The 21,364-nt window shown below is 73.6% G+C and carries 23 protein-coding genes; 13 read left to right on the forward strand and 10 right to left on the reverse strand.

Annotated elements, in window-relative coordinates:
• Nucleotides 1-17 precede the first annotated feature (17 nt).
• Together ABZS80_RS01520 and ABZS80_RS01525 are read left to right on the forward strand one after the other, a co-directional pair.
• Nucleotides 18-299 (forward strand): type II toxin-antitoxin system RelE/ParE family toxin, encoded by a 282-nt coding sequence (locus ABZS80_RS01520; RefSeq protein WP_355053914.1) that lies wholly within the window; start codon nt 18-20, stop codon nt 297-299.
• Complete coding sequence (locus tag ABZS80_RS01525) at nt 296-607, forward strand: XRE family transcriptional regulator (protein ID WP_355053915.1); 312 nt, start codon at nt 296-298, stop codon at nt 605-607. Before ABZS80_RS01520 ends, ABZS80_RS01525 begins: the two co-directional genes overlap by 4 nt.
• A gap of 3 nt (nt 608-610) precedes the next feature.
• On the opposite strand, the gene ABZS80_RS01530 is transcribed toward ABZS80_RS01525, so the two are convergent.
• The 4 genes from ABZS80_RS01530 to ABZS80_RS01545 all read right to left on the reverse strand — a co-directional run bounded on the left by ABZS80_RS01530 (nt 611) and on the right by ABZS80_RS01545 (nt 4,332).
• Nucleotides 611-1,054, reverse strand: coding sequence for a hypothetical protein (locus ABZS80_RS01530; RefSeq protein WP_355053916.1), 444 nt, complete (start codon nt 1,052-1,054; stop codon nt 611-613).
• A 100-nt stretch (nt 1,055-1,154) separates the two neighbouring features.
• On the reverse strand, nt 1,155-1,502 hold the full coding sequence (locus ABZS80_RS01535; RefSeq protein ID WP_355053917.1) for a DUF779 domain-containing protein: 348 nt from the start codon (nt 1,500-1,502) through the stop codon (nt 1,155-1,157).
• Nucleotides 1,502-3,007, reverse strand: coding sequence for an aldehyde dehydrogenase (gene adh, locus ABZS80_RS01540; RefSeq protein ID WP_355053918.1), 1,506 nt, complete (start codon nt 3,005-3,007; stop codon nt 1,502-1,504). The genes ABZS80_RS01535 and adh overlap by 1 nt, the downstream gene beginning before the upstream one ends.
• A 41-nt stretch (nt 3,008-3,048) precedes the next feature.
• On the reverse strand, nt 3,049-4,332 hold the full coding sequence (locus ABZS80_RS01545) for a GAF domain-containing protein (RefSeq protein ID WP_355053919.1): 1,284 nt from the start codon (nt 4,330-4,332) through the stop codon (nt 3,049-3,051).
• A 129-nt stretch (nt 4,333-4,461) separates the two neighbouring features.
• Between ABZS80_RS01545 and ABZS80_RS01550 the strand changes: the two genes are divergently transcribed.
• From ABZS80_RS01550 to ABZS80_RS01580, 7 genes are all read left to right on the forward strand, one after another.
• The gene (locus tag ABZS80_RS01550) at nt 4,462-5,322 is read left to right on the forward strand and encodes a hypothetical protein (RefSeq protein WP_355053920.1); all 861 of its coding nucleotides are present in this window, start codon (nt 4,462-4,464) and stop codon (nt 5,320-5,322) included.
• A gap of 181 nt (nt 5,323-5,503) precedes the next feature.
• Complete coding sequence (locus tag ABZS80_RS01555; RefSeq protein ID WP_355053921.1) at nt 5,504-6,169, forward strand: response regulator transcription factor; 666 nt, start codon at nt 5,504-5,506, stop codon at nt 6,167-6,169.
• The gene (locus ABZS80_RS01560) at nt 6,166-7,218 is read left to right on the forward strand and encodes a HAMP domain-containing sensor histidine kinase (RefSeq protein ID WP_355053922.1); all 1,053 of its coding nucleotides are present in this window, start codon (nt 6,166-6,168) and stop codon (nt 7,216-7,218) included. The genes ABZS80_RS01555 and ABZS80_RS01560 overlap by 4 nt, the downstream gene beginning before the upstream one ends.
• 100 nt (nt 7,219-7,318) lie before the next feature.
• The gene (locus ABZS80_RS01565) at nt 7,319-9,424 is read left to right on the forward strand and encodes a pyridoxal-phosphate dependent enzyme (RefSeq protein ID WP_355053923.1); all 2,106 of its coding nucleotides are present in this window, start codon (nt 7,319-7,321) and stop codon (nt 9,422-9,424) included.
• Nucleotides 9,421-10,542: a D-alanine--D-alanine ligase family protein gene (locus ABZS80_RS01570; RefSeq protein WP_355053924.1), complete on the forward strand. Its 1,122-nt coding sequence runs from the start codon at nt 9,421-9,423 to the stop codon at nt 10,540-10,542. The genes ABZS80_RS01565 and ABZS80_RS01570 overlap by 4 nt, the downstream gene beginning before the upstream one ends.
• Nucleotides 10,539-11,174, forward strand: a complete 636-nt coding sequence (locus ABZS80_RS01575; RefSeq protein WP_355053925.1) for a M15 family metallopeptidase — start codon at nt 10,539-10,541, stop codon at nt 11,172-11,174. Before ABZS80_RS01570 ends, ABZS80_RS01575 begins: the two co-directional genes overlap by 4 nt.
• Nucleotides 11,175-11,255: 81 nt before the next feature.
• A complete protein-coding gene (locus ABZS80_RS01580; protein ID WP_355053926.1) occupies nt 11,256-11,936 on the forward strand; it encodes a hypothetical protein in 681 nt (226 codons plus the stop codon).
• A 50-nt stretch (nt 11,937-11,986) separates the two neighbouring features.
• Here the strand turns inward: ABZS80_RS01580 and ABZS80_RS01585 are convergent, their stop codons facing one another.
• Genes ABZS80_RS01585 through ABZS80_RS01595 form a run of 3 tightly spaced genes read right to left on the reverse strand, consistent with a single transcriptional unit; the run spans nt 11,987 to nt 14,291 of the window.
• On the reverse strand, nt 11,987-12,976 hold the full coding sequence (locus tag ABZS80_RS01585) for a transporter (protein WP_355053927.1): 990 nt from the start codon (nt 12,974-12,976) through the stop codon (nt 11,987-11,989).
• Entirely contained in the window at nt 12,973-13,863 is an 891-nt protein-coding gene (locus ABZS80_RS01590) for an ABC transporter ATP-binding protein (RefSeq protein ID WP_355054187.1), read from the reverse strand. Before ABZS80_RS01590 ends, ABZS80_RS01585 begins: the two co-directional genes overlap by 4 nt.
• Before the next feature lie 11 nt (nt 13,864-13,874).
• The gene (locus tag ABZS80_RS01595; RefSeq protein WP_151465217.1) at nt 13,875-14,291 is read right to left on the reverse strand and encodes a GntR family transcriptional regulator; all 417 of its coding nucleotides are present in this window, start codon (nt 14,289-14,291) and stop codon (nt 13,875-13,877) included.
• A gap of 105 nt (nt 14,292-14,396) precedes the next feature.
• Here ABZS80_RS01595 and ABZS80_RS01600 point away from each other — a divergent pair, with 105 nt between their 5' ends.
• Complete coding sequence (locus ABZS80_RS01600) at nt 14,397-14,834, forward strand: hypothetical protein (RefSeq protein ID WP_355053928.1); 438 nt, start codon at nt 14,397-14,399, stop codon at nt 14,832-14,834.
• An 81-nt stretch (nt 14,835-14,915) separates the two neighbouring features.
• On the opposite strand, the gene gabT is transcribed toward ABZS80_RS01600, so the two are convergent.
• Together gabT and ABZS80_RS01610 are read right to left on the reverse strand one after the other, a co-directional pair.
• The gene (gene gabT, locus ABZS80_RS01605; RefSeq protein WP_355053929.1) at nt 14,916-16,184 is read right to left on the reverse strand and encodes a 4-aminobutyrate--2-oxoglutarate transaminase; all 1,269 of its coding nucleotides are present in this window, start codon (nt 16,182-16,184) and stop codon (nt 14,916-14,918) included.
• A gap of 63 nt (nt 16,185-16,247) precedes the next feature.
• The gene (locus tag ABZS80_RS01610; RefSeq protein ID WP_355053930.1) at nt 16,248-17,684 is read right to left on the reverse strand and encodes a gamma-aminobutyraldehyde dehydrogenase; all 1,437 of its coding nucleotides are present in this window, start codon (nt 17,682-17,684) and stop codon (nt 16,248-16,250) included.
• A 141-nt stretch (nt 17,685-17,825) separates the two neighbouring features.
• Between ABZS80_RS01610 and ABZS80_RS01615 the strand changes: the two genes are divergently transcribed.
• Entirely contained in the window at nt 17,826-19,265 is a 1,440-nt protein-coding gene (locus ABZS80_RS01615) for an aldehyde dehydrogenase family protein (RefSeq protein WP_355053931.1), read from the forward strand.
• A gap of 6 nt (nt 19,266-19,271) precedes the next feature.
• Here ABZS80_RS01615 and ABZS80_RS01620 read toward each other — a convergent pair whose 3' ends face one another.
• The gene (locus ABZS80_RS01620) at nt 19,272-20,504 is read right to left on the reverse strand and encodes an SUKH-3 domain-containing protein (RefSeq protein ID WP_355053932.1); all 1,233 of its coding nucleotides are present in this window, start codon (nt 20,502-20,504) and stop codon (nt 19,272-19,274) included.
• Between the two features lie 80 nt (nt 20,505-20,584).
• Between ABZS80_RS01620 and ABZS80_RS01625 the strand changes: the two genes are divergently transcribed.
• Nucleotides 20,585-20,998, forward strand: coding sequence for a YbaB/EbfC family nucleoid-associated protein (locus tag ABZS80_RS01625; RefSeq protein ID WP_355053933.1), 414 nt, complete (start codon nt 20,585-20,587; stop codon nt 20,996-20,998).
• A 4-nt stretch (nt 20,999-21,002) separates the two neighbouring features.
• On the forward strand, nt 21,003-21,359 hold the full coding sequence (locus ABZS80_RS01630) for a hypothetical protein (protein WP_355053934.1): 357 nt from the start codon (nt 21,003-21,005) through the stop codon (nt 21,357-21,359).
• The last annotated feature ends 5 nt before the right edge of the window (nt 21,360-21,364 follow it).

Raw genomic sequence — 21,364 nt, forward strand, 5'->3', positions numbered from 1 at the left:
CTATAGTTAGGGTGTGGGTGCTGACGCGGGACGCTGGTCGGTCGGTCCGGGTCACGGGCGAGGTCCGCCAATGGCTGCGTGATCTCCGGCGGAATGATCCCGCGCTTCGCCCCCGGTCAGGCCGGGACGTGGCGATCCGGGTGTTGTTCGTCTTCGACCCGTGGTCGCAGGCGGTGCTCCTGATCGCGGGCAACAAGGCCGGCAACTGGAGCCGCTGGTACCAGCAGAACATCCCGATGGCGGAGGTTGCGTACAAGGCTTGGCTCGACAATGAGCGCGAGCGAAGGGGGGAGTCGTGACGGAGTTCTACGACTGGGATGAGGTCCGTGCCGAACTCGGCGGCGACGACGCGGCCTACGAGGCGGAGCGGGCCCGGACCGAGGCCTGGGTGAGCGCCTTCCACCTGGCGGAGGAACGCAAGCGGCTGGGGCTCACCCAGCGACAGGTCGCCGAGCTCATGGGGGTCACGCCGGGCCGGGTCAGCCAGATCGAGAACGGCGACCTCGACGTGAACGAGGTGGCGACCTTGAGCCGCTACGCGACGGCCCTCGGCGCGAAGCTGCGCATCATCTTCGACTACGGGGACGATCTCCGCCAGATCGCCTGACCGTCAGCGCCGGGGGCAGCGTTGGACGAGGCGGAGCGGTTCGGTGGTCTGGGTGAGCGAGTTGGGCTCGACGACGAGGCGGGCCGTGGCCGTGGCGGGCCCGCCGCGGAAGGCGCCCCGGTCGGCCGGGATCGTCGCTGTCCAGGTGCCGGAGGTCCGGTCGTCGGTGCACGCCCCGATCACGCCGAACCCGAAGCCGGTGATCGAACCCCGGCGGGCCCGCTGGTCGAGGTGGACCTCGATGTACGCGAGGCCCCGCTCGGCGCCGCAGGCGTACCGGCCGCCGATGGTGGCGGTGTGCGCGGGGACGTCGGCGGCGCCGTACCAGTTGACGGAGATCCTCGGTGCCGGGGCGGCGACGGCGGCGCCCGGCGCGAGGCCGAGCGTGGCGGCCGTGGCGAGGGTGGCGAGGCCGGCGGCGAGCAGGGGCTGTCGGACCGGGCGCATGCTCGGGCTCCTGTCTGGCGGTGGTGGGATACTGCTCCGACGTGGACCGGCGTCAGCATCCCACCGGCGCGACGCCCGCGAGCTGGAAGATCTCGGACAGTCAGCGGGCCAGCTGGGAGCGGATGAGGAAGCGGACGCCCTCCGGGGCCTCCAGGGAGAAGCCGCTGCCCCGGCCGGGCACCACGTCGACCGTGAGCCGGGTGTGTTTCCACAGCTCCCACTGGGCGGTGGACATCCAGAACTCGACCGGCTCGGGTACCCCCTCGACCTCCAGCGCGGCGAGCAGCACGTCCGAGCCGCCGGTGCGGAACTCGCCGGCCGGATAGCACATCGGGGCGCTGCCGTCGCAGCAGCCGCCGGACTGGTGGAACATGATCGGCCCGTGGGCCGCCCGCAGCGACCGGATGAGACCGGCCGCCGCGGGCGTCAGGCTGACGGGGTCGCCCATCAGAAGAAGCCCAGCTTCTTGGGGGAGTAGCTGACCAGCAGGTTCTTGGTCTGCTGGTAGTGCTCCAGCATCATCTTGTGGTTCTCCCGGCCGATGCCGGACTGCTTGTACCCGCCGAACGCGGCGTGCGCCGGGTAGGCGTGGTAACAGTTGGTCCAGACCCGGCCGGCCTGGATGGCCCGCCCGGCCCGGTAGGCGGTGTTGATGTCCCGGGTCCAGACGCCGGCACCCAGGCCGTAGAGGGTGTCGTTGGCGGTCTTCACGGCGTCGTCCAGGTCGGCGAAGGAGGTCACCGAGACCACCGGACCGAAGATCTCCTCCTGGAAGATCCGCATCGAGTTGTCGCCCTCGAAGATCGTGGGCTGCACGTAGTACCCGCCGGAGAGTTCGCCGCCCAGGTCGGCCCGCTCGCCGCCGGTCAGCACCTTCGCGCCCTCCTGGCGGCCGATGTCCAGGTAGGACAGGATCTTCTCGAGCTGGTCGTTGGACGCCTGCGCCCCGATCATCGTGTCGGTGTCCAGCGGGTGGCCCTGCGTGACCTGCTGGGTCCGCGAGACCGCCGCGGCCAGGAAGTCCGAGTAGTGGCCCTGCTGGATGAGCGCCCGCGACGGGCAGGTGCAGACCTCGCCCTGGTTGAGCGCGAACATGGTGAAGCCTTCGAGCGCCTTGTCGAAGAAGTCGTCGCGGGACGCGCTGACGTCGTCGAAGAAGATGTTCGGGCTCTTGCCGCCCAGTTCCAGGGTGACGGGTTTGATGTTCTCGCTGGCGTACTGCATGATCAGCCGCCCCGTGGTGGTCTCACCGGTGAACGCCACCTTCGCGACCCGGGCCGAGGAGGCGAGCGGCTTGCCCGCCTCGACGCCGAAGCCGTTGACCACGTTGACCACGCCGGGCGGGAGCAGGTCGGCGACCAGCGAGAGCAGGTGGTGGATCGAGGCGGGGGTCTGCTCGGCCGGCTTGAGCACCACGGCGTTGCCGGCGGCGAGCGCCGGGGCGAGCTTCCAGACCGCCATGAGGATCGGGAAGTTCCACGGGATGATCTGCCCGACCACGCCGAGCGGCTCGTGGAAGTGGTACGCCACCGTGTCGTCGTCGAGCTCGCCGAGCGAGCCCTCCTGGGCCCGGATCGCCCCGGCGAAGTAGCGGAAGTGGTCGATGGCCAGGGGGATGTCGGCGGCCAGGGTCTCGCGTACCGGCTTGCCGTTCTCCCAGGTCTCGGCGATGGCGAGGGATTCCAGGTTCTCTTCCATGCGGTCGGCGATCCGGTTGAGGATGAGCGACCGTTCGGCGACCGAGGTGCGGCCCCAGGCGTCGGCGGCGCCGTGCGCCGCGTCGAGCGCCTTCTCCACGTCCTCGGCGGTGCCCCGGGCCACCTCGCAGAAGGTCTGCCCGGTCACCGGGGTGGGATTCTCGAAGTACCGGCCGCCGTGCGGCTTCACGTACTCGCCGCCGATGAAGTGGTCGTAGCGGGACTGCCAGTGGGTGGGGGCGTCGTAGCGCGTCACGGGTACCTCCGCCGTCCGTGGGGGGTGGATGGCGGAGGACGTTAGTTCCCGCGACGTTGCAGCAACGTTGCGCGCGGCAGGTCGTACTCCTCGGCGAGCTGGCGGGCCCGGGCCAGGGCGAGCGGCCGGCGCGGCGCGCCCGGCGGCAACGCCCGCGCCAGGGCCTGCCAGGCGACGAGGTCGTCGGCGCCGGTGGGCGTCGCGGTCCAGGCCGCGAGCAGCGCCGGGTCCGCGGCGGCCAGCACGGCCGCGCGGAGCTGGCCGTCGACCAGCCGCCGCAGTCGCGCCACTCCCGGCGCGTCCGACCCGGGCAGCAGGGGCCCGGGGTACGCCCGCAGCGCCCCCGCCGCGTCGCCGCGTTCGAGTAGTTCGGTGACGGTACGGAAGTCGGCGCGCACGGTCGGCCGCAGCCGGTAGGGGCGGGAGTCGAGCAGTTCGTCGCCGAGGGCCCGGCGCAGCCGGGACAGTTCGGCGCGCAGGGTGACCGGGTGCAGCCGGTCGTCGCCGTAGAGGTCGAGGCCGAGCTGTTCGCCGGTGCGGCCCTCGGGGTGGTCGAGGAGCAGCACCAGCAGCTCGCTGTGCCGCCGGCCGAGCCGGATCCGCCGGCCGCCGACGCGCAGTTCCGCCTCGTCCCGGCCGAGCGCGGCGACGTGCGCCACGCCGGGTTCGGCGGGGGCGGCGCCGGCCAGGAACGCCTCGGCGGCGCGGGCGGTGGCCCGGACCAGGGCCAGGCTCTGCGGGGTGGCCAGGTGGTCCCCGCCGGTGATGTCGACGGCGCCGAGCAGCCGGCCGGTGGTGGGGTCGTGGATCGGTGCGGCGGCGCAGGTCCAGCGCTGCACCGGCCGGACGAAGTGCTCGGTGGCGAAGATCTGCACGCTGTGGTCGACGGCCAGGGCGGTGCCGGGCGCGTTGGTGCCGGCGTGGGCCTCGTCCCAGCGGGCGCCGGGCACGAAGTTCATCCGCTCGGCGTGCCGGAGCACGCCGGGGTGGCCCTCCACCCAGAGCAGCCGGCCGTCGGCGTCGCAGACCGCCATGAGGTGCGCGCCGTCGAGCGCGATGCCGCCGAGCAGGTCGCGGAAGAGGGGGAGCACGCGGTTCAGGGGGTGGGCGGCGCGGTAGCTTGCCAGCGCGTCGTCGGTGAGGTCGACCGGGGCGGTGGTCTCCGGGTCGAGCAGCGCGGACCGTTCCCACGACCGGCGGACCACGTCGCGGACCCGGCCCGTGGTGGTGCCGGCGGTGAGGAACGCTTCGTGGGCGGCGCCGACCTGCGCGATCCGCTCGGCCGGATCGGCGCCGAATTCCAGGGCGAGCCACGGGTCAGCCATCGGCGACCTCCTCGCGCCCATGGTGACCCAGCTCACCGCCGATCGCCAAGCCGCCGCCTAACTTGTCATTGACAAGTTCTGCGGCGGCACTCAAACTTGACATCGACAAGATACGATCGGGAGGTCGGGATGGAACTCGCGACGGTCCGCAGGATGTGGCAGCTCATCGAACCCGTGCACGCGCTGGTCTACTACGCGCCCGAGCTGACCGAGGAGGCCGCCGGGCTCGGCCTGGCCACCGACGAGCGCTGGCCCGGCTACTTCGCGCTGCGCAGCGCCCCGCTCGGCGCGGCCGGCCCGAACCTGGTCGCCGCCACCTACTACAGCTTCAGCCCCCGGATGGTCGCCGGGTACGTGCCGGCCGTCTGGGCCGCAGCCGACCCCGCGAAGGTGCTCGCCGCCCGGCTGTCCGGCGTGGACCGTGCGCTGCGCGCCCTGCTCGGCGACCGGGTCGACTCGCCCGAGCTGGCCGAGGCCGCCACCCTGGCCCGCCGCGCGGTGCGCGCCGCCGACCTGGGCGGCCGTCCGCTGGCCGCCGCCAACGCCGACCTGCCCTGGCCGGACGCGCCGCACCTGGCGCTCTGGCAGGCGGCCACGATCCTGCGCGAGCACCGGGGCGACGGCCACATCGCCGCGCTGCGGACCGCCGGGCTGGACCCGGCCGAGTCACTGGTCTCCTTCGCCGCGGTCGGCGCCGCCCCCGTGGAGGTCTTCGCCAGCCGGCGGTGGACCGCCGACGAGTGGGCCGCCGCCCGCGACCGGCTGGCCGCCCGGGGTCTGGTCGACGGCGACGGGGTGGCCACCGAAGCTGGCCGCCGGCTCCGCGACGAGGTGGAGCGGCGGACCGACGAGCTGGCCGCCGCGCCGTGGCGGGCGCTCGGACCGGCCGTCGGCCGGTTCGCCCAGCTCGTCGCCCCGGTCACCCAGGCCGTGGTGGCCACCGGCCTGCTGCCGGCACAGAGCACCCTGGGGATCGCGCGCCCGCAGTGATCCGGCTCACACCGCAGCCGCGGGGGACCCCTCCGGCCCGGACGAACGCCCCAGACGGCACGACGGGCACCGCCCCCGGCCCGCCGGCGTGGAGGATTGCTCCGGCGGCGCTTACGGAACCCTTATCTCCTGCCTGGGACCGTATGCGGGACGGACGAGGAGCACAGGGGAGCGGACAGCGGTGCGGGTGTTGGTGGCGGACGACGAGCGGTTGCTGGCGGACACGGTCGCCGAGGGGCTGCGTCGGTTCTCGATGGCGGTCGACGTCTGCTACGACGGCGACGGCGCGCTGGAGCGGATCGGGGTCAACCGGTACGACGTGGCCGTGCTGGACCGGGACATGCCCGGTGCCACCGGCGACGAGGTGTGCCGCAGCCTGGCCGGCTCCGACGCGGGCACCCGCGTGCTGCTGCTCACCGCCGCCGCCGGCATCCGCGACCGGGTGGCGGGCCTCGGGCTGGGCGCCGACGACTACCTGACCAAGCCGTTCGCCTTCGCCGAGCTGGTGGCCCGGGTGCAGGCGCTGGGCCGGCGGTCCGCCCCGGCGGTGCCGCCCGTGCTGGAACGGCACGGGGTGGTGCTCGACGTGGCCCGGCACACGGTCACCCGGGACGGGCGACCGCTCGGCCTGAGCCCCAAGGAGTTCGCCGTCCTGCACGTGCTCATGCGCGCCGGCGGCCGCGTGGTCAGCGCCGAGGACCTGCTCGAACAGGCCTGGGACGAGTTCGCCGACCCGTTCACCAACGCGGTCCGGGTGACCGTGATGACCCTGCGCAAGAAGCTCGGCCAGCCGTCGGTCATCCACACCGTGCCGAAGGCCGGCTACCGGATCGGCGAGCCGGAATGAGCCCCCGCCGTCGTTTCCTCCTGGTCGGGGTGCTCGCCCTGCTCGTCGGCTACTGGCTGCCCGGCCTGGGCAAGTGGCTGCTCGGCCAGGTGTGGTGGCGGACCCAGCAGTTCTGCGACGTGCCGACGGTCGGCGTGGTCTGCGAGCCGGCCCGTCCGTTCGTCCCGCTGCTTCCCGGGCTGGCCGAGTTCGTGGTGCTGCTGGCCGGTGGCGTCGCGGTCTGGGGCGCCGCCCGGTGGTGCCTGCGCCCGGTGCGCGACCTCGCCGACCCGATCGCCGACCTCGGGCCGCAGAACCTCGGGCACCGGATCCGCCGCGGCGGCCGCGACGAGCTGGCCCGGCTGGCCCGCGCCATCGACGACATGATGGACCGGGTCACGGCCGGCTACGAGGGGCAGCGGCGGTTCGCCGCGAACGCCTCCCACGAGCTGCGTACGCCGCTGGCGGTGCAGCGGACGCTCATCGAGGTCGGCATGGCCCAGACGCTCACCGGCGAGCAGCTCGACCTGCTCACCGCCCAACTGCTGGCCACCAACGAGCGCAACGAGCGGCTCATCGAGGGCCTGCTCGCGCTCAGCGAGAGCGACCAGGGGTTGCGCTCCTCCACCCCGCAGCGCCTCGACGAGATCGTCACCACGGTGCTGGCCGCGTACGCGGACCGGGCGGCCGAGGCCGGGGTGACGGTGGAGAGCCGGCTGGCGCCCCGGGTCGTGCCGGGCGAGCGGGTGCTGCTGGAACGCCTGGTCAGCAACCTGGTGGAGAACGGCATCAAGTACAACCGGCCGGACGGCCGGCTCACCGTGACCGTCGGCGGTGACCCGGCGCTGACCGTCACCAACTCCGGCCAGGCCGTGCCGGGCGAGGCGGTCGCCGGCCTCTTCGAGCCCTTCCGGCGCCTGGCCCGGGACCGGACCAACCAGGGCGGCGGCGCCGGGCTCGGCCTGGCCATCGCCCGCTCGATCACCCAGGCGCACGACGGCATCATCGCCGCCCGGCCCGGCGAGGACGGCGGCCTGCGGGTCGACGTCCAGCTACCCGCCGTGCGCTGACCCACCCTTCCGACCTCCGGGAGCCGCCCTCACGGCATCCCGCGATGCCACCTGCCCGAAAAACGACCGACGGCGTGCGACGCCGGGAGAGGAGACCGCTGTGCCGACGCGTACCGAACGGGCCGCGACGCCGGCCGGCCGGGTGGTCTGGGCCGACGTGGCCAAGGGCGCCTGCATCATCCTCGTGGTGCTCTGGCACGTCATCGTCAAGCACTACCTGCTGATCGACTGGCGGATCGACCTGCCCGTGCCGGGCGCCTGGGGGTTGCTCGGCGAGCAACTGCTCCCGCTGCGGATGCCGCTCTTCTTCACCCTCTCCGGGATCTTCGCGGCGAACGCCGTCGCCCGGCCGTGGCACGTCGCCGGCCGCCCCCGGATCGCCCGGAACCTCCACCTCTACGCCACCTGGCTGCTGATCCACACCGCCCTGCTGGCCCTCGTGCCGGGCTTCCCGACCGACCGGGCCACCAGCCTCGGCGGCCTGCTCGCCCAGCTCACCGTCACGCCCTCCAACCTCTGGTACCTGTACGCGCTGGCGCTCTACTTCGCGCTGGCCAAGGCGCTGCGCCGGGTCCACCCGGCGGTGCTGCTGGCGGTCTCGGGCGCGCTCTCCGCCGTGGCGGCCACCGGCCTGCTGGACAGTCCCGGCAACCGGGGGCAGGTCTACCAGAACTTGGTGTTCTTCCTGGCCGGCGTGCACCTGCGGCCGCACCTCCAGCGCTGGGCGGCCGGCGCGAGCGCCCGCCGCCTGGCCGGGACCGCGACGGCGTACGCCGTCGCGCTGGCCGCCATGGCGCTGGCCGGCGCCGAGGGCTGGCCCGGCGTCCGGCTGCTGGTGTCGGTCGTCGCGGTGGCGTTCGGCGTCACGGCCGCGGCCCGGGCGGCCCGGCTGCGGGTGGTCGGCGGGGCGCTCGCCCGGCTCGGCCGCCGGACGCTGCCGATCTACGTGATCCACATGCCGGTGCTGGCCCTGCTGCACCGGCTCCTCGCCGGCCCGGTCGCCGACCTGAACCGACCGGGGCGGGCGCTGCTGGTGGCCGGCTACCCGGTGCTGCTCACCGCCGTGGTGCTGGCGCTCAGCCTCGCCGTCCACCGCGGACTCACGGCGGCCGGCGCGCGCTGGCTGTTCGACCTGCCGCGCCGCGCCGGCACCGACCACAACCGAGAAGGAGAGACCATGTCCCCCAGCCACGCTCCGGCCCTGCCGGACCGGGCCCGCGTCGAGGAGGCCGCCTGGTGGCTGTCCGGCCGGGTGGTGCGTACACCCGTGCTGAACTGCCCGGCGATCGACCGGCTGGCCGGCGCCCGGATCCTGCTCAAGGCCGAGAACCTCCAGACCGGAGGCTCCTACAAGATGCGCGGCGCGATGCTGGCGGTGGGCCGGCTCGCCGCGGACGGCCACACCGGCGTGGTCGCGCAGAGCACCGGCAACCACGCGGTGGCGGTGGCCCTCGCCGCCCGCCGGCACGGGCTGGCCGCGACCGTGGTGCTGCCGGTCGACGCGGCGCCGGTCAAGGTGGCCCGGGCCCGCGCCGCCGGGGCGCGGGTGGTCCTCGCCGGCACCACCGTCGAGGAGCGGCTGGCCGTCGCCCGGCAGGTCGCGGACGCCGACGGTCACCCGCTGGTCGACGCGTACGACCATCCGGACGTGGTGGCCGGGCAGGGCAGCGCCAGCCTGGAGCTGATCGAGGAGGCGGAGCGCGCCGGCACCCCGCTGGACGCGCTGGTGGTGCCCGTGGGCGGTGGCGGCGGCGTCGCGGGGGCCTGCCTGGCCGCCGCCGGGACCCCGATCGAGGTGTACGGCGTCGAGCCGGTCGGCTGCGACTCGCTGGCCCGCAGCCTCGCCGCCGGCCGGCCCACCCCGGTCGTCCCGGCCCCCACCATCGCCGACGGGCTCCGCCCGAGCTGCGTCGGCGACCTGCCGTTCGCGGTGGCGCGGGACGCCGTCCGGGGCGTCGTCCGGGTCGACGACGACGCCATCGCCGACGCGTTCCGGCTGCTCCTGCTGGAGCTGAAGGTGCTCGTCGAGCCGTCCGGAGCGGCCGGACTCGCCGGCGCGCTGCGGCTCGCCGGCGGCCCGGAGGACGGGCGGTACCGGACGGTCGGCGTGGTGCTGACCGGCGGCAATGTCGAGGCGGAACTGGTGGCCCGGCTGGCGGGGGGACCCGTCGCCGACCTGGCCCGGATGGAAGGGGTGGCGGCGTGAGAGCTGCGACGCGGATCGGTGTCCTGTTCGGTGGCCCGTCGGCGGAGCACGAGGTCTCCTGCGCCTCGGCGCTCGGTGTGGCCCGGGCCCTGGCGCAGCGGGGCCACCAGGTGGTCGCGCTCGGGATCACCCGCGCCGGCGGGTTGCGACTGGTGCCGGAGCCGGTGCTGGCCGAGCGCTGCGCGAGCGTGGGCGCCGGCCGGGCCATCGACGACCGGCTGCCGGTGACCGGCCCGGCCGTCGAGCTGCGGGCCGGGGCGCGCGCCGGCACGGTGGCGGTCACCGCGGCCGACGCGCCCGGAGCGGTGCATGCCGAGCTGGACGTGGTCTTCCCGGTGCTGCACGGCCCGTACGGCGAGGACGGCGTCGTGCAGGGGCTGCTCGAATCGCTCGGCGTGCCGTACGTCGGGTGCGGGATCCTCGCCTCCGCCGTCGGGATGGACAAGGTCGCGATGAAGCGGGCGCTGCGGGCCGAAGGGGTGCCGACCACCCCGCACGTCTGGTTCGACGCGCCGACCTGGCGGGCCGCGGAGGACCCGGAGAAGCTGGTCGTCGGGCTGCGCCGGCCGCTGTTCGTCAAGCCGGCACGGATGGGCTCGTCCATCGGGATCTCCCGGGTGGCCGAGGGCGACGACCTCGTGGCGGCCGTCGAGGAGGCGCTCCGGCACGACCACGTGGTGCTGGTCGAGCAGGGCGTGACTGGCCGAGAGCTGGAGTGCGGGGTGCTCGGCGGCTGGCAGCCGGAGGCGTCGGCGGTCGGCGAGGTCCGGGTCGAGGGCGGCTGGTTCGACTACCGGCAGAAGTACTTCGGCGACGCCGACCCGATGACCGTCCCGGCGCCGCTGCCCGACGAGGTCACCGAGCGGATCCGGGAGCTGTCCGTGCGGGCGTTCACGGCGATCGGCGGCTGGGGACTGGCCCGCGTCGACTTCCTCTACGACGAGGCGACCGGCGAGGTGTTCGTCAACGAGCTGAACACCCTGCCCGGCTTCACGGCGCACTCGATGTACCCGAAGGTGTGGGCCGAGTCCGGCGTCGCCTACCCCGAGGTGGTGGACCGGCTGGTGGCGCTCGCCTTCACCCGGCACGAGGCCCGGCCCCGGGGCGGTGGGGCATGATCCTGCTCTCCGATCCCCGGGTCGCCGCCGTGTCCAGCCGGGACGACGGCGATCCCCTGATCGACCTGCGGGGACTGCCGGAGCTGCGGCTGGACACCCGGGCCGCGGACCCCGCCGGGGCGTACGCCCGGGTGCGGCGCGGGGTCGCGGACCGGTTGCTGGCCGCGCAGCGCGCGCTGCCGGCCGGCCTGCGCCTCCTGGTGGTCGAGGGGTACCGGCCGTACCGGGCGCAGCTCGACATCTTCACCGGCTACCGGGACGAGCTGCGCCGGCGTTACCCGGACTGGCCGGCGGACCGGCTGCACCGGGAGACCACGAAGTTCGTCTCGCCGGTCGAGGTGGCGCCGCACAGCACCGGCGGGGCGGTCGACCTCACCCTGTGCGACGCCGACGGGGTCGAGCTGGAGATGGGCACCGCCCTCGACGCCACCCCGGAGGAGAGCGCCGACGCCTGCTTCACGGCGGCCCGGCACATCCCGGTGAGCGCGTGGCGCAACCGGCAGGTCCTGGTGGCCGCGCTCAGCGGGGCGGGGCTGGTGAACTATCCCACCGAGTGGTGGCACTGGTCCTACGGCGACCGCTACTGGGCGCTGCTCACCGCAGCGCCACACACCCGTTACGGTCCGTTGTGATCTGCCGTCCCGACTGAACGGTCCGGCCCTCCCGTCCGTACCACGCGTCGAACGAGACCACCGGACGACGGGAGAGACAACGTGAAGGTGCAGCGCAAGCACGTGCTGGCGGCGACCGTGGCACTGGCCGCCTCGGCGGTCGTCGCGGTGGGCACGGGGATGGGGTTCGCGGAGACCACCCCGACCGGCCAGTCGGCCTGTGCGGGGTCGGTGACCTTCTCGGCCGAGGGTGGGGCGCCGGCGGCCACCAGCGACCGCTTCCCCGTGGGCACCCGGTTGCGGGTGACCAACCTGGACAACCGCAAGGTCGCGACCGTCACGGTGACCGGCCCGTCGGGCAGTTGCGTCCTGCTCAACGCGGCGGCCATGGACCTGGTCCGCGAGCCGGGCAAGAACGTCATCCGCCGCAACCTGGTCGAACGCCTCGACGGCGGCGCCCCGGCGACCGGCGCGGCCGGGCCGGGTGGCGCCCCGGTCGGCGAGGCCCGGCCGGGCAACGCCCAGCCCGGCGGCGCGCCCGCCAGCGTCTGCAGCGGGGCGATCACCTTCTCCGCCGAGGGCGGGGCGCCGGCCGCCACCAGCGGGCAGTTCCCGGTGGGCACCCGGCTGCGGGTGACCAACCTGGACAACGGCAGGGCCGCGACCGTGACGGTCACCGGGCCGTCCGGGAGCTGCGTGCTGCTCAACGCGGCGGCCATGGACCTGATCCGGGAGCCGGGCAAGAACCTGGTCCGCCGCAACGTGGTGGAACTGCTGCGCTGAGCCGGCCCGGCAGGGTGGGTGGTGGCGTCCCACCCACCCTGCCCCAGGGCTCAGGCGATCCGGCGGATCCGACGTACGGCGAGGTAGAGCAACAGGGCGGCGAGGGCGACGAAGATGCCGGTCTCGATCCACTGGAACAGCCAGAACCGGTCCGCCGGCTGGTACAGCTCCCAGTTGTAGGCGCCGGGTCCGGCGCCGAGTTCCTCCCCGCAGCGGCGGCCATCCGGTCCCTGGCCGCCCGGCGGGCACATGATCCGGGTGTCGGCCGCCACCATCTTCCCGTCGGCGTTGCGCACCCCGTTGGCGAGGACCCAGTTGCCCCGGGACTCCTGCAGCGGTTCGGCTCCCTCGATCGGGAAGGTGAGGGTGCGGGCGGGCTGGTAGTGCGGTCTGGCCAGGATCGCCACCGCCGCCCGAACCCCGATGAACGCGGCCAGGGTGACGCCCATCGCGGGCAGCATCCGGCGCCAGAGGGTGCCGGCGAAGATGCCGAGTGCCACCGCGAAGAGGGTGTAGCCGATCGGGGCGATGCCCTGCAGGTCGAAGACGATGAAGCCGAGGCGGCCCTCGTGCGCGGCCTGGGTCAGCGGGCTGACCCACCAGGCCATGCCCAGTCCGTAGCCGATCGCCAGGGTCACCGTGACCACGACGACCAGGCCGAACTTCACCAGGGCCCACCGCGTCCGGCCGACGCCCTGCGTCCAGGCGAACCGGTGCGTGCCGTGCTCCACCTCCCGGGCGACCAGCGGGGCACCCCAGAACAGACCGACGAGCACCGGCAGGACGACGAGCAGGACCGCCACCAGGTTCAAACTCTGGTACCGGTTGGTGAACTGACGGAACGCCGAATCACAGCCGTTCGCCGTGGCCCGCTCGACCTCCGAACGCGCGAGCTGACTGACGCAGTCCGGCAGCCCGAGTTCGGTGAAGCTGTGCCGCATCGACACGCCGATCGGGATCATGAGGGCCGCCAGCGCGGCGAAGCCGAGGAGGGTGAAGAGCAGCTGCTTGCGGTGCTGCCGCCAGGCCAGCCAGATCATGCCGGCACCTCCCAGGCCGCGTGGCTCGTGGTGGTCTCGCCCTCGGCGAGGTAGGCCAGCACGAGGTCCTCCAGCGTCACGTCGTGCACGGTCCACTCCGGAGAGAGGACCTCGCCGCTCGTACGGACCAGCAGCGTCGACTGCCGGGCGGTGTGACTCGCCCGGACCACGGCCTCGACCCCGTCGATCGGTTCGCCGCCGTGCCGGGGCCCGACCAGCTGCCGGTGTGCGGCGACCAGGTCGTCGACCGCGCCCACCAGGTGCACCCGGGCGGCCTGCAGCACGACCAGGTAGTCGCAGACCCGTTCGAGGTCGGCCAGCAGGTGCGAGGAGAGCAGCACGGTCGTCTCGGAATCGGCGACGCTGCCCATCAGCGACTGCAGGAACTCCCGGCGCGCCAGCGGATCGAGGCTGGCGACCGGTTCGTCGAGGAGCAGCAGCCGGGGTCGCTTCGCGAGTGCGAGTGCGAGCGCGACCTGCGCCCGCTGGCCGCCGGACAGCTTGCCGACAGGCAGCTTCGGCGGGATGCCGAGCTGGGCCAGCCGGTTGCGGGCGAGCGCCCCGTCCCAGCGTTTGTTCATCCGGCGGCCCAGCTCCACCAGCTCGGCCGCGGTGAAGTCCCGGTAGAGCGGGGTGTCCTGAGCGACGAAACCGATCTCGGGCAGCACCGACGGGTTGGCGTACGGCGTTTCGCCGAAGATCCGCACCGCGCCGGCGTCCGGCCGCAGCAGGCCGACCGCGAGGTGCAGCAGGGTGCTCTTGCCGGCACCGTTGGGGCCGACGAGGGCGGCGATCCGCCCGGCGGGCAGGCGCAGCGAGCAGTCCCGCAGCGCCCAGGTTCTTCCGTACCGTTTGCCGAGCTGCTCGGCCTCCAGCGCGATCTCCATCAGCTGTCCTCTCATCCTGCTGAGGCGGGTTCGGCGCGCGTCGTGCCGGCGACGAGTGCGGCCCGCATGGTGGTCTCGACCAGGGCGGTGACGTCTTCCGGGGTGAGCCCTGCGGCGCGGGCGCGGTGCAGCCAGGCCACCAGCTCCTCGCGAAGCTCGGTCTGATCGGCCAGCGACGAGCCGGCGACGGTGTTGCGGACGAAGGTGCCGACGCCGGGGCGTCCCTCGACCAGACCTTCGATCTCCAGCTCGCGATACGCCTTCAGCACCGTGTTCGGGTTGATGGCCAGCGACTGCGCGACGTCGCGGACCTTCGGCAACTGGTCGCCAGCCGTCAGCAGCCCCACCCGCAGGGCCTGCTTGACCTGCTGGATCAGCTGCACATAGGTGTTCACCTTGGACCGGCCGTCCAGTACGAACTCGATCACGCGACGCCCTTCTATTGTCCTACGACAGTAGGACTATAGGACAGGACCCGCCGCCGTGGGGTCCCCTCGCCGGGAGTGTCGGAGGCGAGGCCTAGCGTGCCGGGCGTGGGCATCCTGACCGAATACTTCGCGGCCACCCCCGAGCGGGCGCGGGCCGCCGCCGGGACCGGGCCGGGCGACGACCTGGCGCCGCTGCGGTGCAAGAACGTCGAGCCGTTCGTGCTGGGCGGCGCGCTGTGGGAGGTGATCCGCGCGGACCGGCTCGGGTCGCCGCGCGCCGGGCTGCACGCCGGCGGGGAGCGGATCGACGGCCACGACGACGAGGGGCCGTACCTGGTCCGGCTGGTGCCGGACTTCGTCGCCGAGATGGCGGCGCTGCCGGACGAGCGCCTGCGGCCGGTGGCCGCCGAGTGGCGCACCGCCGAGGAGTGGATGGGCGAGCCGGAGATAGACCTGCTGGCCGAGCTGGTGACCGAGCTGCGCCGGGTGGCGCGGGCGGCGGGCGCGGAGGGGCTCGACGCCTACTGCCGGATGTGTCTGTAGGGCGGGGGAGGGTGGAACACCACGGGCGGCACCTGGGGGGGTCGACGCCCGTGGTGTTCCACGATCGAGGGCTGACCTCGGTCAGCCGAAGGCGGCCTCCAGGATGGCCAGGCCGCGGGCCAGCTCGTCGTCCGAGATGACGAGCGGCGGCAGGAAACGCAGCACGTTGCCGTAGGTGCCGCAGGTGAGGGTGAGCAGCCCGGCCGCGTGGCAGGCCGCCGAGATCGCCGCCGTGGCGGCCGGATCCGGGGTCAGCGAGCCCGGCTGGACGATCTCCACGGCGAGCATCGCGCCACGGCCGCGCACCTCGGCGACGCGCGGATCGCGGGCGGCGATGGCTCCCAGCCGGTCGGCCATGACGCTGCCGATCCGCCGGGCGGCAGCGGCCAGGTCCAGCTCGTGCATGGTCTCGATGGCCGCGAGCGCGGCCGCGCAGGCGATCGGGTTGCCCCCGTACGTCCCGCCGAGGCCGCCCACGTGTACCGCGTCCATCAGCTCGGCCCGCCCGGTGACGGCGGCGAGCGGCAACCCGCCGGCGATGCCCTTGGCCAGCGTGACCAGGTCCGGCTCGACGCCCTCGTGCTGGCAGGCGAACCAGTCGCCGGTCCGGCAGAACCCGGTCTGGATCTCGTCGGCCACGAACACCACCCCGGCGGCGGTCGCCCACTCGCGCAGCGCCGGCAGGAAACCCTCGGCCGGCACCACGAAACCGCCCTCGCCCTGGATCGGCTCGATCAGCAGCGCCGCCACGTTCTCGGCGCCGACCTGCTTCTCCACCATCTCGACGGCCCGCGCCGCCGCGGTCGCCCCGTCGAGGCCGCCGTCCCGCAGCGGATACGACATCGGCACCCGGTAGACCTCACCGGCGAACGGCCCGAACCGGTGCTTGTACGGCATGTTCTTCGCGGTCAGCGCCATGGTCAGGTTGGTCCGGCCGTGGTAGGCGTGGTCGAAGACCACCACCGCCGGTCGCCCCGTGGCGTGCCGGGCGATCTTCACGGCGTTCTCCACCGCCTCGGCGCCCGAGTTGAACAGCGCCGAGCGCTTCTCGAAGTCGCCCGGGGTCAGCGCGTTGAGCTGCTCGCAGACCGCCACGTACGACTCGTAGGGCGCGACCATGAAGCAGGTGTGCGTGAAGCGCTCGGCCTGCGCCCGGACCGCCTCGACCACCCTCGGCGCCGAGTTGCCCACGTTCGCCACCGCGATGCCGGCCGCGAAGTCGATCCACTCCCGCCCGTCGACGTCGGTGATCGTGCCGCCGCCCGCGCGGTCGACGTAGGAGGTGATCGTGCTCCCGACACCCCGGGCCACGGCCGCCCCACGCCGCTTGTGCAGTTCCTCGCTCGACACAGCTCAACCCTCCGTTCGCGACTGCGGGGCTCGCAAACCCGGCTCACTCCTCGCGCTCACCGATCAGCCCTCGATGTTGTGCATGACGTGCTTGATCCGGGTGTAGTCCTCCAGGCTGTAGACCGAGAGGTCCTTGCCGTGCCCGGAGTGCTTGAAGCCGCCGTGCGGCATCTCCGAGACGAACGGGATGTGGGTGTTCACCCAGACGCAGCCGAAGTCCAGCCGGCGGGTCATCCGCATGGCCCGGCCGTGGTCCCTCGTCCACACCGAGGCGGAGAGGCCGTAGTCCACGCCGTTCGCCCAGCCCACCGCCTCGTCCTCGTCGGAGAAACGCTGCACGGTGATGACCGGACCGAACACCTCGTCCTGGATGATCTCGTCGGCCTGGCGGACCCCGGAGACCACGGTCGGCGCGTAGAAGTAACCGCGCTCGCCGACCTGGGAGCCGCCGGTCTCCAGGTTCGCGTGATCCGGCAGCCGGTCCACGAACCCGCGTACCCGGCCGAGCTGGTTGGCGTTGTTCAGCGGGCCGTAGAGCACGTCCTCGTCGTCCGGCGCGCCGGTCTTCGTGTTGCGGGCCTGCTCGGCGAGGGCCGCCACGAAGTCGTCGTGGATGCCCGGCCCGGCGAGAACCCGCGTGGCGGCGGTGCAGTCCTGGCCGGCGTTGAAGTAGCCGCCCACCGCGATGGCCTCGGCCGCCGCCGCCACGTCCGCGTCGTCGAAGATCACCACCGGTGCCTTGCCGCCCAGCTCCAGGTGGGTCCGCTTGAGGTCCGGCGCGGCCGCCGCGGCGACCTCCATGCCGGCCCGCGTCGAACCCGTGATCGAGACGAACTGCGGGGTCGGGTGCGACACCAGCGCCCGGCCGGTGTCCCGGTCGCCGCAGACCACGTTGAACACGCCCGGCGGCAGGAACTCCGACGCGATCTCGGCCAGCAGCAGCGTCGACACCGGGGTGGTGTCGGAGGGCTTCAACACCACCGTGTTGCCCGCCGCCAGGGCCGGGGCGATCTTCCAGACCGCCATCATGAGCGGGTAGTTCCAGGGCGTGACCTGAGCGCAGACGCCGATCGGCTCCCGCCGCACGTACGAGGTGTGCCCGGCCATGTACTCACCGGCCGAGCGCCCCTCCAGCAGCCGGGCGGCGCCCGCGAAGAACCGGAACTGGTCCACCGCCGGCGGCAGCTCCTCGTCGGCGGTGAGCTGACGGGGCTTGCCCGTGTTGCGGACCTCGGCGTCGACCAGCTCGGCCGCCCGGGACTCGACGGCGTCGGCGAGCTTCAGCAGGGCCTTCTGCCGCTCGCCCGGGGTGGCGTCCCGCCAGGTCTCGAACGCGGCGGCGGCCGCCTTCATGGCCGCGTCCACGTCCGCCGCACCGGAGACCGGCGCCTGGGCGAAGACCTCTCCCGTGCACGGGTCGATCAGGTCGGCGAAGCCGCCGTCCACCGGGTCGACGTACTCGCCGTTGACGAAGTTGCGCAGCTGTTGCTGATCGCTCATCAGGTGTCTCCGAGGGGTGGCCGGGAGGAAGGTCAGCGGAGGTTATCGCAATCTGACTGCCATCTTGGCTACTGAATCCGAGGCAGACAAGGGTTTGGGCAACTGTTTCCGCGCGGCCTTGCGTGGTCTACGCTGCCGAGCGTGGAGCCGAGAGCCTTCTATGTCGCCGGCCGCCCCGCCCACGGCGAGGGTGAGCTGACCGTCACCCACCCCTACGACGGCCGCACAATCGGGCGTACCACCCTCGCCACGCCCGACCAGGTCGAAGCCGCCGTCGCGGCAGCCGCCGAGGTGGCCGCGGCGGCCGCGGCCCTGCCCGCGCACGCCCGCGCGGCCGCCCTCGACCACGTCTCCCGCCGGCTGGCCGACCGGGCCGACGAGGTCGCCGCCCTGATCACCGCCGAGAACGGCAAGCCGGTGAAGTGGGCGAAGGCCGAGGTGGGACGCGCGGTCTCCACCTTCCGCTGGGCCGCCGAGGAGGCCCGGCGCTTCTCCGGCGAGCTGCAACGCCTCGACACCGACCCGGCGGCCACCGGCCGCATCGCGCTGGTCCGGCGGGTGCCCCGAGGCCCCGTCCTGGGGATCGCGCCGTTCAACTTCCCGCTCAACCTCGTCGCGCACAAGGTCGCCCCGGCCATCGCCGTCGGCGCCCCCATCGTGGTCAAGCCGGCTCCGGCCACCCCGCTCTCCGCGCTGCTGCTCGGCGAGATCCTGGCCGAGACCGACCTGCCCGAGGGCATGTTCTCGGTGCTGCCGCTGCCCAACGAGCGCGCCGCCGAGCTGGTCGCCGACCCCCGGCTGCCCGTCGTGTCGTTCACCGGCTCCGGGCCGGTCGGCGCGGCCATCCGCCGGGCCGCCCCCGACAAGCACGTCACCCTCGAACTCGGCGGCAACGCCGCGGCGGTGATCTGCGAGGACTGGTCGTCCGACGGGGACCTGACCTTCGCCGCGCACCGCATCGCCACCTTCTCCAACTACCAGGCCGGGCAGTCCTGCATCGCCGTGCAGCGGGTGTACGTGCACGAATGGCTCTACGACGGCTTCCTGCCCCGGCTCGTCGCGGCCGTCGAGGAGTTGCGCACCGGCGACCCGACCTCCGAACTGACCGACGTGGGGCCGCTGGTGTCCGTCGAAGCCGCCGAACGCGTCGAGGCGTGGGTCGACGAGGCGGTCGCCGCCGGGGCCACCATCGAGGTCGGCGGGCGCCGGGACGGCGCCACCTACCCGCCCACCGTGCTCAGCGGGGTGCCGTCGTCGGCGAAGGTCTGCACCGAGGAGGTGTTCGGGCCGGTGCTGGTGGTCGCCCCGGTCACCGACGCCCAGGCCGCGTTCACCGCGGTCAACGACTCGGCGTACGGGCTGCAGGCGGGCGTGTTCACCCACAACCTGCAGACCGCGTTCCTCGCGGCCCGGACCCTGGAGGTCGGCGGGGTGATCGTCGGGGACGTGCCGTCGTACCGGGCCGACCAGATGCCGTACGGCGGGGTGAAGGGCTCGGGCGTGGGGCGGGAAGGGCTGCGCAGCGCCATGGACGACTACACCGAACCGCGGGTCATGGTGCTGACCGGGGTGAAGCTGTAGCGCCGCTCACCAGGTGCCGTCGTCGCGGACCCGGGCGGGAGCGCGACCGAGCAGCAGGGTGGTGAGGGCGGTGTCGATGTCGAGGCCGAGGAACCACTCGCCGGCCTGATCGAGCGCGAAGATCCGGCCGTGCTCGTCGACGGCGAGGATGCTCTCCTGCCGCTCGCTGCCGAGCGGGAACAGCCGGACGCCGAGCACCGCGCCGAAATCGCTGAGGGTGTCGGCGGTGTGGGCGCCGCGCAGCGGATTCGTGGTGAACCGGCTGATCCACACGTCCTCGCCCGGCCCCCGCCTGCGGCTGAGAATCGCCGGGAAGGCGGTGAGCGCCTGTTCGGCGGCCGGGAACGCCTCGTGACGGCGGTGCCGTCCGGCGATCTCGCGGGTCTCGGCCATGGCACCCATCGCGAGTGCCTCGTTGAACGCGCTGATCTGCCAGCCCGCATCCACGAGTGCATGCTGCACCGCGTCCGGGAAGCGGCCGGGCTGGATGACCTGCCGCGGCTCCGGGCGCCACTCCTCGGTGAATGCCAGATCGGACCACGGGAGGACGTTGAAGCGCACCAGGAAGGTGGTGCAGGAGTCGCAAGGAAGCTCCGCCGGGCCGCCGGCGGGATCTCCTGGTTCGCGGATGCGGAAGACCTCGAACCGGCTTGTGCCGAGGATCGTCCGGGCCTCGTCCAGTGTCAGCGGCGGAAGGTTCTCGGCGGCACGGAGATGGTCCCGCTCGTGCAGGACGTCGGAGACGACGATCATCTCGGCGTGCCGCTCGCCACCCCGGACCAGGTGGCCGGCGGGCAGCTCGTCCAGATAGGCCTGGACCAGCGGATGATGGCGCAGCTCGACGTCGCCCTTGGCGCCCTGCGCGACGTGCGTGCGACCGTCGACGCTGAGGTGGGCCGCCGCGCCGGGCGTGGGCAGCCTGGTGATCTCCCGGAGCAGTTGACCGGCCGGGTCGACGGTGCGCGGTGCGCGCGGCGCGGCGGGCCGGCGCTGCCGGAACATCTGCTCGACGTCGGCGACCGGCACGCGTGGCCAGGTTGACAGCTCGCCCGTCTCCTTGTCGATGACCGTGGTCGGCAGATCACCGGGAAGGGCCCGGGCCTGGGCGGCCACAGTGGACGTGACCAGGTAACCCAGGTCGAACTCCGCGACGAACGGCGTGCACGGGAATCCCAGGCGCTCGGAATCCCGTCGAGCCCAGACGGCGGCAAGTTGCTCGGCCTGCTGTCGTTCGATCACAGCCTGAAGTTACCGGACCCCACGGATTCCGTGGCGCCCGGTATGGTCGGCCCTACTGACGGTGACGGAAGGGGAGCGGCGTGGCCGAGAGCGCTGACCGGGACGCGAACCGCGCGCTGCGTGCGCGGTTCGACGAGGTGTACGGCCAGTACCAGCGACTTCGGTCCGGTTTGGACGAACTGCAGATTCGGCTCGCGGAGCTGCGGGTGACCGAGCGCTCCGACGACGGCCAGGTGACGGCGGTCGTGGGCGCCCGCGGCGAGCTGATCAGCGTCGAGGTCGCTCCCTCGGTGTTCCGCGACCGGGACGCCGGCGCGCTGAGCCGGAAGATCACCGACACCGTGCTGCGGGCGTCCCGCGCCGCGGTCACCGCGACCCGTGAGCTGGTCGCCGACTACCTGCCGCCCGGCTCGCCGTCGGTGGAATTCCTGCGTACCCATGACTTCGGGGCACTGCTGGGCCGTGCCGACGCCGTCCTGTCCCGCGGCGAGTGACGGCATGTCCCATGGGGAGATCTGGCTGGATCCTGTCCGGGCCCGGCGCGGGGGCGCCGACCTGGCCCTGGCCGGGGAGGCCGTCACCACCTCCCGCCGGGAGACGGGCGACCCGATCGCGGCGGCCGGCGGCCAGCGTCCGTGGGGCCGGGACGACATCGGTGCCGCCTTCGACAAGCACTACCAGGGCTACGCGGAAACCCTGCTGCGCGCCTGGGAGATTCTCGGCCGCTCACTCGAGGGGCTGGGCACCGACGTGGTGCGTTCCGTCGTCGCCACGGTCGAGACCGACCTGACCAACGCCCGCCAGATCGGCGAGGTCCCGCACCAGCAGCACAACCCGCACCGGCCCTGGCGCTGACCACC

Source organism: Micromonospora sp. NPDC005305 (assembly GCF_040607315.1).
GTDB lineage: Bacteria > Actinomycetota > Actinomycetes > Mycobacteriales > Micromonosporaceae > Micromonospora.

Coding starts and splice junctions, on each gene's coding strand:
- ABZS80_RS01560 (WP_355053922.1), top strand. CDS start 6,166: ATGAGCCCCCGCCGTCGTTTCCTCCTGGTCGGGGTGCTCGCCCTGCTC.
- ABZS80_RS01590 (WP_355054187.1), bottom strand. CDS start 13,863: ATGGAGATCGCGCTGGAGGCCGAGCAGCTCGGCAAACGGTACGGAAGA.
- ABZS80_RS01550 (WP_355053920.1), top strand. CDS start 4,462: ATGGAACTCGCGACGGTCCGCAGGATGTGGCAGCTCATCGAACCCGTG.
- ABZS80_RS01585 (WP_355053927.1), bottom strand. CDS start 12,976: ATGATCTGGCTGGCCTGGCGGCAGCACCGCAAGCAGCTGCTCTTCACC.
- ABZS80_RS01610 (WP_355053930.1), bottom strand. CDS start 17,684: ATGAGCGATCAGCAACAGCTGCGCAACTTCGTCAACGGCGAGTACGTC.
- ABZS80_RS01575 (WP_355053925.1), top strand. CDS start 10,539: ATGATCCTGCTCTCCGATCCCCGGGTCGCCGCCGTGTCCAGCCGGGAC.
- ABZS80_RS01535 (WP_355053917.1), bottom strand. CDS start 1,502: ATGGGCGACCCCGTCAGCCTGACGCCCGCGGCGGCCGGTCTCATCCGG.
- ABZS80_RS01530 (WP_355053916.1), bottom strand. CDS start 1,054: ATGCGCCCGGTCCGACAGCCCCTGCTCGCCGCCGGCCTCGCCACCCTC.
- ABZS80_RS01545 (WP_355053919.1), bottom strand. CDS start 4,332: ATGGCTGACCCGTGGCTCGCCCTGGAATTCGGCGCCGATCCGGCCGAG.
- ABZS80_RS01630 (WP_355053934.1), top strand. CDS start 21,003: ATGTCCCATGGGGAGATCTGGCTGGATCCTGTCCGGGCCCGGCGCGGG.